A 12,676-nucleotide genomic window follows, 5' to 3' on the forward strand; every position below is an offset into this window, starting at 1 on the left:
ATTTTTTATTACACAGAGATATTTTTGCAATATTGACTGAAAAAGCAGATTAATAATAATTGCTAGTATTTTAATTAATTAATAGTTAGGATAGACAAGATTTTAAACCAAAAGAATTTAATTTTATAATTTACATTTTTTATTATTTTATAAAGTAAGATAAGTAATTTAAGGAGAAAAGTTTATGAGTATGAAAACAATACCACACAGATTATATTTAACAGAAGATCAGATTCCAAAGCAATGGTATAATTTAAGAGCAGATATGAAGGAGCAGCCTGAGCCTATTATTAATCCAGCTACAGGAAAACCTGCTGCGGTAGAGGATTTATATCCCGTATTTTGTAAGGAACTTGCAAAACAAGAGATGGATGCCAATACAAGATATATTGATATCCCTGAAGAAATTTTGGATATGTATAAAATCTATAGACCATCACCTATTTGCAGAGCATATCAATTAGAAAAGGCATTAGGTACACCTGCAAAAATATACTATAAATTTGAAGGTAATAACACTTCAGGAAGTCACAAGCTAAATTCTGCAATTGCTCAGGCTTATTATGCGAAAGAAGAAGGCCTAAAGACATTGACTACTGAAACAGGAGCAGGACAATGGGGGACGGCATTATCAGAAGCTTGTTCATATTTTGGAATTGATTTAAGCGTTTATATGGTAAAAGTATCTTTCCAGCAAAAACCATTCAGAAAAGCTATTATGGAAACTTTCGGTGGTCATGTTATGGCCAGTCCAAGTGATACGACTAATGTGGGGAGAGCAATATTAAAAGAAGATCCAAATAATTTTGGAAGTCTTGGTTGTGCAATTTCAGAAGCAGTAGAAAAAGCTGTTACTACAGATGGGTGTAAATATGTTCTTGGATCTGTATTAAACCAAGTACTTTTACATCAATCAATAATTGGATTGGAAGCTAAGAAAGCAATGGAGATTTTAGGTGAATATCCTGATATAATTATTGGCTGTGCAGGCGGAGGTTCAAATTTAGGAGGACTTATCGCACCATTTATGCAAGATAAATTAACAGGTAAGGCAAACCCTAAAATTATTGCTGTGGAACCGGCATCTTGTCCATCACTGACAAGAGGTAAATATGCTTATGATTATTGTGATACAGGAAAAATTACTCCAATGGCTAAGATGTATACTCTTGGATGCACTTTTAAACCTTCCAGTAACCATTCGGGAGGATTGCGTTATCATGGAATGTCACCTATTATTTCAAAGCTATACCATGATGGATATTTGGATGCAATAGCAGTGGAACAGACAAAAGTATTTGAAGCAGCGGTTTTGTTTGCTAAAAATGAAACTATATTACCTGCACCGGAATCAGCACATGCAATCTTAGGCGCTGTTGAAGAGGCCTTAAAATGTAAAGAAACTGGTGAAGAAAAGACTATCTTATTTGGATTAACTGGAACAGGATTCTTTGATATGACAGCATACACAGCATATAATGAGGGAACTATGACAGATTATATTCCTACAGATGAAGAATTAAAGAAAGGTTTTGATGCGCTTCCTAAAATTCCGGGATTTCAAGAATAAGTAGAATATTTTATATAATTATGCTCTTGCCTTTAATCTGGTCAAGAGCATTTTTTTATCTTTATTATGTAATTCAGAAAAAAAGAATTAATATTGGAATTTCTTTTATATTTAATAAATTAAAAATAAAACAATATCAAGTTCTTTATTCTTTTGAGTTACCTTTTTAGATTTTTCTTTGATATAATCGTTTTATATTATATAATAAAGCAAGATAAAAACTTTGCAATATGATATATATAAAGGAGTACAAATGACATATAAGGTTAAACTTGATGTTTTTGAAGGACCATTTGATTTGTTGGTTTTTCTTATAGAAAAGTCAGAGATGAGTATATATGATATTAAAGTATCAAAAATAACAAGTCAATATCTAGATTACATAGATAGAATGAAAGCTATGGATATTAATGTGGGAAGTGAATTTATGGTTCTTGCTGCAACTTTGATTGAAATAAAGTCAAAAATGTTGCTTCCTAAACTGAAGACAAAAGAAGAAGATGCCATTGAAGACCCAAGAACGGAACTTGTTGAAAGAATTTTAGAATATAAAAGATTTAAATCTGCGGCTATGTTTTTAGAACATAAAGAACTCTATAATAAAAAAATATTTGAAAAACCAAAAGAAGATCTTTCTGTTTATACAAATGAACCTGATGAGTTTTTAAGTCTCGAATTGTCACAGCTTATAAAATGCTTTAATATATTTCTTGCAAAAAAGAAAAAAGTGGAAGAAATAAAAAATTATTGTGAAAATGTTGAACGGCAAAAGGTGAGTTTAGAATCGAGAATTGAATATATAAATAATATATTTAAGGTAAGAAACAAGCATATTTTAAATTTTCAAGAACTGCTGCCATCTGACAATAACAAATATGAAGTAGTATTGACTTTTTCTGCTATGTTAGAGATGGTTAGGCAAAAAACAATAATTGCCAGCCAAACAAGTAATTTTGGCATGATTACTTTAAGCTTAAAAAATAATTTAAAAGAAGATTATATGGAAGATCCTTCTGTTAAATTAGGAGGGAGCAATTAATGATAAATAAAAAAATTATAAAATCTGCTTTTGAATCTATGCTCTTTGTTTGGGGAGATCCTTTAGACGTAAAATCAGCAGCAGAAATATTTAATTTAAATTGGAAAGACGCCTATGATTATTTCAAAGAATTACAAGCAGAATATGAAAAAGAAGGAAGAGGAATAGTAATTAGAGAAGTAAATAAGAGTTTTCAGTTTGTTACAAGATATGAAAATAATGAATATATAGAGAAGCTTTGTACTCCAGTAAAGGAAAAAAAATTATCTCAGTCAGCTCTTGAGGTTCTTGCTATTATTGCGTATAAACAGCCTGTAACTAAAGTAGAAATTGATTCCATAAGAGGTATAAAATGTGACCGCGTGATAGAAGGCCTTATTAAAAAAGATCTAATTATTGAGTTAGGAAGATCTACAGGAATAGGAAGACCAATACTGTATGGAACCACATCAACTTTCTTAAAAAATTTTGGTTTTGAAAGTTTAAATGATCTGCCTCATATTGAAGATATAGGAAATGTAATGCATGTTGAACAAGAATTAGATGATCTTGATAATCAACAAATTTCAATTAACTTTGATGGACAGTAATTTAAGTACTTGCACACATTAGAAAACTTTATTAAACAAGGAATATCTCCTCATCAAAATAGTAAAATGTTTTGATAAGGAGATTTTTTTTATGAAGAAAAGAATAGCTATTGTACTATTGCTGGCATTAGCTGTATCTATTGCTATTTATTTTGTTAGTAAAGATGCAATTAATGCATTAACTAAAGGTAAAACTAATCCCCCTGATATATCCGCAGCTAATGCCATTGTAATTGAGCTTAATTCAGGTATGGTATTGTATGAAAAAAAAGCGGAGGAAAAGGCTTATCCTGCAAGTATTACTAAAATTCTTACAGCGCTAGTAGCTTTGGAAAATGAAAACTTAGATAAAATAGTAAAAGTGTCAGATTCAGCAGTGGGTGTAGAGGGCTCTTCCATATATTTAGAAAAAGGAGAAAAGATACCTCTTAGAGATTTAATATATGGAATGATGCTTAGATCTGGTAATGATGCAGCTGTTGCCATTGCAGCAGATGTAGGAGGAAGTATAGACAACTTTGCATGTATGATGAACGACAGAGCTAAAGAAATAGGAGCGGTTAACAGTCACTTTGTTAATCCTAACGGACTTCAAAATGAGAATCATTATACTACTGCAAGAGATATGGCTATGATTGCAAGGGAAGCTATGAAAAATAAAGAATTCAGGAAAATTGCTTCAGCTAAATCATGGACGTCTGACAGGGGAGAAGGAAAGTACAATTATTTTGCTAATAAAAATAAAGTGGTATATCAATATGATGGGGGGAATGGAATTAAAATTGGATATACGAAAGCAGCTGGGAGAACTTTAGTTGCATCATCAAAAAGAGATGGGATGGAATTAATTTGTGTTGTTTTAAATGCACCGGATTGGTTTAATGATACTTATAAACTTATGGATTATTTTTATGATAAATATCAATTAGTTAAAATTGCTGAAGGAGAACGTTTAATTAATTCAGTTAAAATTGTAGAAGGAACTAAGGATTTTGCATATATTGGAACTAAAGAAAATGTAGTGTGTCCGTCCCTAAAAGATAAAGAATGTAAAATAAGTATTGCTTATGATGTGCAAAAATCAAGAAAAGCACCGGTCAGCAGGTGGCAGAAAGCGGGGAAATTAAATGTATATTGTGATGGAGAATATATTTATTCCGAACCATTATATTATTTAGAGGACATTGAAAGGGGAAGAAACAGTGAATAAGGATAATTCTTTTGATTGCATTGATGCAGGTACAGAAAATTGCCCATGTTATCTGGCTCTAACGGGAGATTGCTTAATGTGTACTAGATTACAAGGAAAAGATTGTTGTGATTGTAATTGGAAAGGTGTATGCATTTATAACGAATTTATTCAGGGAAATTGCAAAGTAAATAATCCAAGGCGTGATTTCGAAGCAGCTATTGTAGACAAAAAGTATTATACAGATGATTTGGTCATTTTTGTTATTCAGGTAGACAAGGGTTTTGCTCTAAAGACAAGTAAACCCGGATCATATTTATTTATAAGAGGAAGTAATCAAGACAGTTTTTATGATACTCCTATTTCTGTAATGAAAGCAGATGCAGAAAAAGGATATTTACATTTAGCAGTAAAGTCTATTTCTGCAAAGACAAAGAGTATATTAGATGAGGATGAAAAATTGATTATAAGAGGACCATATAGAAATGGTATTCAAGGAATAAGAGAGGTTTTTGATAAAAAAAATCGTCATAATAAAACTCTTGTTATTGCAAAAGGAATAGGTATTGCCCCCGGATTATTACTTGCAGATTATTTTAATAATCTATGTCAAGTTGATTTTATTGTAGATACAGAAAAAATAAGCAAGGAATTTGTGAAAGACTATTTAAGTGAAGGTTCTAGCACTGTAAAATATATGAATCTAAACGAATTGACTGCTCAGGGAAATATTAAAAATATTTTAATTGAGAAAAAGTATGAAACAGTTTTAATATTGGCTTCAGATTATTTTGTGGAAACTTTAGGGCCATTAGTTAGAGATGCTTTAAAAGATGCTGTTATTGCTGTAAGCAATAACTTTCATATTTGTTGCGGAGAAGGGCTTTGTGGAGCATGTTCTTGTATTGACAATGAAGGAAGAACTATTAAAATGTGTAAATGTCAAATGAAACAAGAATAAAAATTAAAACTAAAAGTACGATAAAATAAAAATACCTCATAAGCATTGCTTTATGCATGTATGTGAGGTATTCTTATTTTATAGAAGATACTTTAAATGGTGTTAAATTAACTTCCATTAAAAAAATAAAAAGAAAAAGCAGCTTTAAGATTTTTAAAAGTTAAAATGATTAAAAAGGGGACATGAATTGAATATTAAATTAATTGCATTAGATATGGATGGAACGTTATTGAGCAGTCAAGGCACATTATCAAATAAAAATAAAGAGATAATTAACGAAGCTATGAAAAGAGGAATAAATATAGTAATTGCCACAGGGAGGGTATTAAGTGCGCTACCTAAAGATGTCATAGCGGTTTCCGGTATAGAATATGCCGTAACTTCTAATGGAGCAAGAGTTGTTCGATTGGAAGATAATCACAGTTTATATACTAATTTAATTTCAGAAGAAAAAATAAATGATATAAAAGAGTTTGTTTTTGCAGATGATGTGTTTCTTGAAATCTTCTTTGATGGAGATGTATTTGTTGATAAATATTGTTTGGAAAAGGTGGATTCTTATAATTTACCTAAGTGGTATAGTGATTATGTTTTAAAAACTAGAACGCCGGTTGAAGATTTGAAAGAAACCTTAGAAGCAAATTTAGGGGCAATGGAAAATATAAATATTAATTTTAGCTCAATGGAACGAAGAAGTGAATTTTTAGAAAAACTTAAGAAAATAGAAGGAATTACTATCACAACTTCTTTGCCTCATAATATTGAAATTGGAGGAGCCACAACAAGTAAAGCTGATGGGGTTACTCAGTTATGTAATTTATTAAGTTTAAAAAGTGATAATGTTATGGCCTTTGGAGACAGTCAAAATGATGGAGCCATGCTGTCATTTGCAGGATTGGCTGTAGCTATGGATAATGCTAGCAAGGAAGTTAAACATCTTGCTGACTATATTACTAAATCAAATGATGAGGACGGAGTTGCATATGCAATTGAAAAATTTATTTTATAATAAAATTGTATGTAGAACTAATAATTATCATAATCCATAAAATTAATCCAAAAGTATAAGATTTGAATCTTGAAAAATGTAGCAATTTTACCCCGTAACGAATACTCTAATACATAGTATTCGATTAGGGGGCTTTTTAATGTATAAAGTAGTCGTTATTGGAGGAGGATGGGCTCATATATGATATATACAACAATAATAAATCTAATATTGAGTTTGAGCTGGGAATATTACTGTAAAAGAAAGATATATAAGTATTTAAAAAGTAATTTATAAAAGAGTTGTAATATTCTTCATAGCTACATAGAAATTATCATAATTTAATTAAAAGATTCAATTGGGGTTATGATGGTACCTTGACAAAATTAAATATACGGCGTATATTATTAAACAAAGGTTAGCAAACGCTAACCAATTGAGATTATGGCAAGGGAGGATTTAATATGTCTATAAAACTTGAGGGGGTAATGGAAACTTTATTGATAACCCTTTATGCAAGGGCGAAGGATGCTGCAAGTGCTACTCCTTTATTAAATGACAAGAAAGCTGTTGAAATGGTAAAAAAGATAGATTATGATTTTGCAAAATTTGATAGTGGATGGATGTCATATTATGGAGTTTTAGCAAGGGCTAAAATGATGGATGAAGAAGCAAAAAAATTTATAAGAAATAATCCTGATTGCGTTATTATTTCAGTTGGATGTGGTCTTGATACGAGATTTTCAAGAATAGATAATAATAAAATTCAGTGGTATAATTTAGACTTCCCTGAAGTAATTGAACAGAGGAAGTTGTTTTTTAAAGAAAATCCTAGAGTAAAAAATATTGCTAAATCAGCTTTAGATCCCACATGGCCAAATGACGTTAAAACAAATGGTAAAAAATTACTTCTTATATCAGAAGGTGTTCTTATGTATTTTAAAGAAGATGAAGTAAAAGATTTTCTGAATATAATTACAAACGGATTTGAAAGCTTTGAAGCACAGTTTGACTTGTTATATAAGATGCTTGTTAATAATGGAAGTAGACATGATACTTTGAAGAAAATGAATGCTCAATTTAACTGGGGAGTAAAAGATGGAAGTGAAGTTATAAAGCTTTGTCCTAAGATGAAGCAAACAGGACTTATAAATTTTACAAAAGAAATGAAACATTTGCTTCCGGGAACAAAAAAACTAATAGTACCTTTTTTGTATATAACAAATAATAGACTGGGGATATACACATATCAGAAATGATAATAGCTTAGAGCTGCAAGATAATGAGTAAAAAACTGCATTTTTAAATGATTAAAAATATGCATTAATAACTTAACCTTTATACTCAGAATCGTTTTTCGCATCCAGACATTTTGATCTATGTTTTCGGCACTCTCTATATAATGCTCAATCAATCGGGCGATTTTATCCTCTGCTGACAGCGTAGAATCCTCTTTGAAATAAGTCGTTACAAGATATTTGACACCGCCGATGACATAGCAAAGAGGTGGATGCTTGCTTACACCATTGGGGTGTGGATTCGTCTCCGTTATATGACGCTTTCCGTAAAGAGAGAAAGGGTGCAAAATAGCAATTTGTAAAGGCTATTTTTAAAAGCGAAAAAAGTAATAGAATTCCGTTATACCGGCGAAGGTATTCTTTTTTCCACCTCTGTCGGCAGGGACAACTCTGCGTGGTAGCCTTTTTCATCGGTATACAGATTGATTACACCGCCATACCGTTCCACGGTTTCCAAAACGGAGAAAACGCCAAGACCGAAGCCGTTTCGCTTAGAGGATAAATATTTCCCATCTCTGGTTTTCAGTTCACCGTCAAAGCTGTTGTCCACAACAAATTCAAGCTGACCGTCCTGTACCCGTCCGGCGATAAAGATTGTTTTATTTCCTGTTTGCTGGCGCTGACAGGCTTCCACCGCATTTTCCATCAGATTTCCAAGAAGACCGCACAGATCCACAATCGGAAAATTCAGAACAGAGGGAAGCAAAAGCCTTGCGCGGAATTGGATGCCGGCAGACTGCGCGAGATTGCTGTAATACTGCACCAACGCGTCCAGCTCAATGTTTTCTGTCAGGCGGCCGAGCCTGGTACCCTCGTTGATTTCCGTAATACCGCGGATATAGTTCTCCAATTCCTCACAGCGTCCTTCTCCGGCCAGTGTCATCAGAGTGCGTAAGTGATGGCGAAAGTCATGGCGTAGCTTTGCACTTTCCTCCACCTTCTGGTTCATCTGCCGCAGATGTTCCACCTGCATGGTCAGCTGACGTTTCATCTGCCGCTGTTCCTCGGCATAGACAAGGCTATGTCGGTAGCCCATGGTAATATCATACCCCAGCACCACGCCGGTTGCGATGACAAGGCTTAAGCTGCCCCATTCCTGAAACCAGCCGCTAAAGATTGGCTCGTAGTTCGGCAGGAGGCGATCCCAGACAAAGGAACAGGCATAGATAATATCTGCATAGAGCAGTATTGTCGCTTTTTCAATATTTCGGCGTACCGCCACAACGGCAGTAAACAGAAGATAAACGGCAGTAAGCAGCTTGAAGCCGAAAACCAGATTGGAAAAGGCAAGCATCAACGGCAGTGTAAGCTGTGAGGTAAACAATCCGTAAAGAAGCGCCAGAACACAGAACACTCCTGCAAAGGTGCCGCAGATTACCTGCATGGTTCTTTTTGTGTGGCAAATGCGATTATGGAGAAGGATGACGAGCAACGTTACTAGATATCCGCTGACCAGCTCTACCGTGTACCACGGCTGAATCGGCAGCGCCAGGATAACATGCACCACGCAGTAGGAAGTAAACACTGCGGTCGAAAGGCACAAAAGGAAAAAGAGCCAGATATTGTTCCCCCTGCGGGTACGAATGGCTAGATAAAAGCTAAAAATGGCAAGCATCAGTGTTACCGTGACCAAAATCAGGCAAATCCCGAACCGCAGTCCCCGGACTGTATAAGTATTCAGAGGTTCGCCAAAGGAAGGCGGATAAACAAGGCCGCTGTATAAAAAGGAGTGGTCACTGACCGCAAGCAGAAGTGTCACCTTGCCGGAGGCTTCAAAGGTAATGACACGGCATTGGGTCTGGTCCTGATAATCGTCTGGGTCCGGTTCGCCCATTTGCAGCTTCAGTTTATCATCAATGTAAAACCGGTAAGCGGAATAAATTTCCGGCAGCTCAATGGCATAGGTATGTTCCTCCTCAGGCAGATACAGCGTTAAGGCGTAGCTGGCACTTCCATGAGGGGAGCGGCGGGAGTCGCCCATAGCAAAATTAGACTTTTCACCAATTGACAGGTACTGATAATCATCCCGCTGCTGCTTTAAGGTATCCGGTGTCAGCAGACGGTCTGCATAGTAGCGCCAACCATCCCGCAGATAGCGGATGGGCGTGTCCGTCCAGTCTGCTTCTGAAACATACAGCGCACCATTAATGGGCTGAGGTGCCACCCTTGTGTACTTGTTGTCAAAGTGGTATAAGGAGATAAACAGCGCAGAGGAAAGGGCAGCTGTCAGAAGCAGTGCTAAAGACCGCCGCAATGCAAAAGGTTTTTTATCCATGGCGTTTCCTCCTGAAAAATGTAATCCCTCCCGCAGCTAAAAGCAAGCCGCCTGATATGGGAAGCAGCGGTGACGTACTTTTTTGTGCCTCCTGTGTACTTAATTGCTCCATAATTGTATAAGTTCCTGCCGTATCTGCCGCAAAGCGTAGAAGTTCCCCGTCATAGGAAACATCTGTAATCGGTTCGCCAGCTTCGTTCCGGACGTCTATATCAGCATTTTCCAACTGCGGAATATATCTAAGCCGCAATACCGTTCCTGAAAGCTGCGTAAGCGATTTGCCCGAAACCTCTACCCCAAGTACAATTTGACTGCTTTCCGGCTGGGTCAGCGTAACAGTCAGAGTATCTGTATCCGACAGAGCCAGAGCTAAAAGCAGGTTGCTTGGAATACGGACGGTTACATCGCTGGAACCAAAAACGACGCTTTCTTCCTCTTTGCAGAGATCTTTTAGACGCAGACCGGAAATGACCGTTTGGGTAGGAGAATAGGATTCTGTAACAGCAGCAGATTCCAGAGATGCAGAACTTTTCTCCAACTGCGTATTGTAATCATCTGATACCGGTTTCATTACTGCTTGAGCACTGCCCTTGGGTTTGGGTACTGTATCATTTTTTTCCTCAGGAGAGGTACTCTCTGCTAAATTGCCATTGCTGTTATGACTGTCGTTACTTTGAGAGTTACTGGGCGATTGTGGCGCGGTTGGAGTGGGCTGGGTTCCGCCTAATGAGGAATTTTGTCTCTCCTGTGGCTTCTGTGGTTCCCCCGGCGTGGAGCCTGAATCCTGTGGTGTATTGTTACCGCTATTAGTGCTGTCATCCTCATGGGAATCACTTGGTGTCTGGGACGGGGTTGGAGCTGGTTGTGTGCCTGAACCCGAACCACCGCTGTTTACGTCTCCGCCGTCCCGGTCGCCGCCTGAATAATCGAGGATACTAAGTTCCCCGTCATATTGAAAGGTCAGAACACCGGTCTGACCGCCGGGATAGGTTACCTTAAGCTCATAAGTGTTTCCATAGGTAAGAAGTTGCTGAGAAAGCTGAAGACCATCGGAGACAAACAAGAAGCCCTCACTTAATCTTGTCCATTCTCCCACATCCTGCCGCAGCCATAGGTTAAACTCATCCAGCTGCTCTTCCTGCGCGACAGAAAGTACCCACGGAAAGCGCAGAAAGCCCCGTCCGGCTACACAGCAGTTAATATCCGGCTCGCCGGGAACCTGAATGGAAACTGCGCAAAGCTGCCGGGGCAATGAAACACCGTCTGCCAGCGTATATTCCGTTCCAAGGTCGGGTGATGTAAAAACATAGTACACGCCAGCTGTGATAGTATCCACAGCATCCAAAGACCATGCCCCTGATATGAAGTCATAGGGATTGTCATCTGCATCATAGCCGGTGAAGCCTGTGACAGTGTCGGCAAACCATTTGGAAAGCTCCTCCTGTGGAGTTCCAACGGCAAATGCCACGGCATCCGTTCGGTCTGGTTCATCAAAGCTGGTGAGAGTGATTGCTGCAGGAGTTACGGTAAGTACTGGAGCAGTTACCTGTACGGAAATGGAGACAGTATTTTCTAGTCCATCCGAAAGCGCTGCTCCCGCTGGGACAGAAATTCTTCCAATCGCAGTGTAGATGCCGGGTGTTTCCGCATCCACTGTACTGAAATCCCATGTAACGGGCAATGTAAGCGAATAGATAGAATCCTCCTTTTCCGCTGTGCCGGAAATGCTGATAGAGTCCAGTTCATTATGTAACTTGGTAAAGCTGGTATCGCCGCAAGCCATGACAAACGTACCCGTGAAAGCATCCGGGGTAGTATAAAAAATGACGCTGCCGGAATCGGTAACAGTATCTGTGGCTTCGGTTTCGGAAGGTACAGCTGGTTTCTCTGCCGCCAGTACAGAAGGTACAAGCGCTGTGTCAAGAAGCAGGATGGTTAAAATCAGTGTAAGTATTTGCTTCATATTCCATCCCCCCGCAGAGAACCGGCGGAGAGACTCAGACGCTGCCTCTGTACCTGCCGTTGTAGGCGCCTGCTGACTGGCAGTTGCTCCCCGTTTTTCAGGATGAGATGATCGCTATCAAGCTCTCGCACTTCCTTTAGGTTAACCACAATGCCCTTAAAGCAGGACATAAATTGCGGATAGTTGCTTAGCTGGTCGGAAAGTTCTGAAAAGCTGCCGGATACTGGAATAAGACAGTCCTTTAAATGGATACAGACACGGCGGTTTTGATAATCTGCATAAAGAATACGGTTCAGAGTGATTTCCAACGGCTGATTCCTTGTAGTTACCGAGATGGAGGGAGCACTCTGCGATTCTGCAATCTTGCAGTAGTGCAGTGCCCTTGATAGCTTTTCAAGCGTGGCTGGCTTTACGATGTAATCTGCCGCCCGGACATCGTAGCTTTTCACACCGAATTCCGAGCTGGTGGTAAGGAAAATCAGATTGAGATTCTCGTCAAGCTGCCGAAGTTTCAGTGCGCAGTCCACGCCGTTCTCGTTGTTTAGAAAGATATCCATAAAAACAACATCATAGCTGCCCGATATGTAATCGCTGAGCAGTTCCCTGCCACTATGAAATTCTGTGATTTGCATCGGCTGCTGCTGATTGGTTTCATATTGCTTCAAAAGGCTGCGGAGTATTTCACACTCAGTAACCATATCGTCTACGATTGCCATATTCATTTCAACTCCTCCTTTGAACATAATAATCCATTTAACATTATATCACAAATTTCAAGAAAACTATGACCGCTTGTGCAGCTT

Annotated in this window: 11 protein-coding genes; 7 read left to right on the forward strand and 4 right to left on the reverse strand. The window is 37.6% G+C overall.

Features of this window, described 5'->3' with window-relative positions:
• Positions 1-184: 184 nt before the first annotated feature.
• The 7 genes from K292_RS0114720 (at position 185) to K292_RS0114750 (ending at position 7,596) form a co-directional block, all read left to right on the forward strand.
• Complete coding sequence (locus K292_RS0114720; protein WP_330365012.1) at positions 185-1,570, forward strand: TrpB-like pyridoxal phosphate-dependent enzyme; 1,386 nt, start codon at positions 185-187, stop codon at positions 1,568-1,570.
• Positions 1,571-1,823: 253 nt separating this feature from the next.
• Positions 1,824-2,609 carry a segregation and condensation protein A gene (locus K292_RS17445; protein WP_051280837.1) on the forward strand — a complete coding sequence of 262 codons (786 nt, stop codon included), beginning with the start codon at positions 1,824-1,826 and terminating at the stop codon, positions 2,607-2,609.
• A complete protein-coding gene (gene scpB, locus K292_RS17450) occupies positions 2,609-3,199 on the forward strand; it encodes an SMC-Scp complex subunit ScpB (protein WP_037373336.1) in 591 nt (196 codons plus the stop codon). The genes K292_RS17445 and scpB overlap by 1 nt, the downstream gene beginning before the upstream one ends.
• Positions 3,200-3,290: 91 nt before the next feature.
• Positions 3,291-4,409, forward strand: coding sequence for a D-alanyl-D-alanine carboxypeptidase family protein (locus K292_RS17455; protein ID WP_037373337.1), 1,119 nt, complete (start codon positions 3,291-3,293; stop codon positions 4,407-4,409).
• A complete protein-coding gene (locus K292_RS0114740; protein ID WP_027400481.1) occupies positions 4,402-5,349 on the forward strand; it encodes a hypothetical protein in 948 nt (315 codons plus the stop codon). Before K292_RS17455 ends, K292_RS0114740 begins: the two co-directional genes overlap by 8 nt.
• A 187-nt stretch (positions 5,350-5,536) precedes the next feature.
• Positions 5,537-6,358: a Cof-type HAD-IIB family hydrolase gene (locus tag K292_RS0114745; RefSeq protein ID WP_027400482.1), complete on the forward strand. Its 822-nt coding sequence runs from the start codon at positions 5,537-5,539 to the stop codon at positions 6,356-6,358.
• Positions 6,359-6,801: 443 nt separating this feature from the next.
• Complete coding sequence (locus K292_RS0114750) at positions 6,802-7,596, forward strand: class I SAM-dependent methyltransferase (RefSeq protein WP_027400483.1); 795 nt, start codon at positions 6,802-6,804, stop codon at positions 7,594-7,596.
• Here the strand turns inward: K292_RS0114750 and K292_RS19600 are convergent.
• The 4 genes from K292_RS19600 to K292_RS0114765 are packed head-to-tail and all read right to left on the reverse strand — an operon-like array spanning position 7,587 to position 12,595.
• Entirely contained in the window at positions 7,587-7,922 is a 336-nt protein-coding gene (locus K292_RS19600; protein WP_169515482.1) for a transposon-encoded TnpW family protein, read from the reverse strand. The genes K292_RS0114750 and K292_RS19600 overlap by 10 nt on opposite strands.
• Positions 7,923-7,975: 53 nt before the next feature.
• Complete coding sequence (locus K292_RS0114755) at positions 7,976-9,910, reverse strand: GHKL domain-containing protein (protein ID WP_027400484.1); 1,935 nt, start codon at positions 9,908-9,910, stop codon at positions 7,976-7,978.
• A complete protein-coding gene (locus K292_RS0114760) occupies positions 9,903-11,873 on the reverse strand; it encodes a peptidase (RefSeq protein WP_027400485.1) in 1,971 nt (656 codons plus the stop codon). The genes K292_RS0114755 and K292_RS0114760 overlap by 8 nt, the downstream gene beginning before the upstream one ends.
• Positions 11,870-12,595: a LytR/AlgR family response regulator transcription factor gene (locus K292_RS0114765; RefSeq protein ID WP_027400486.1), complete on the reverse strand. Its 726-nt coding sequence runs from the start codon at positions 12,593-12,595 to the stop codon at positions 11,870-11,872. The genes K292_RS0114760 and K292_RS0114765 overlap by 4 nt, the downstream gene beginning before the upstream one ends.
• Positions 12,596-12,676 lie beyond the last annotated feature (81 nt).

This window comes from Anaerovorax odorimutans DSM 5092, from assembly GCF_000426305.1.
Taxonomy (GTDB): Bacteria; Bacillota; Clostridia; order Peptostreptococcales; family Anaerovoracaceae; genus Anaerovorax; species Anaerovorax odorimutans.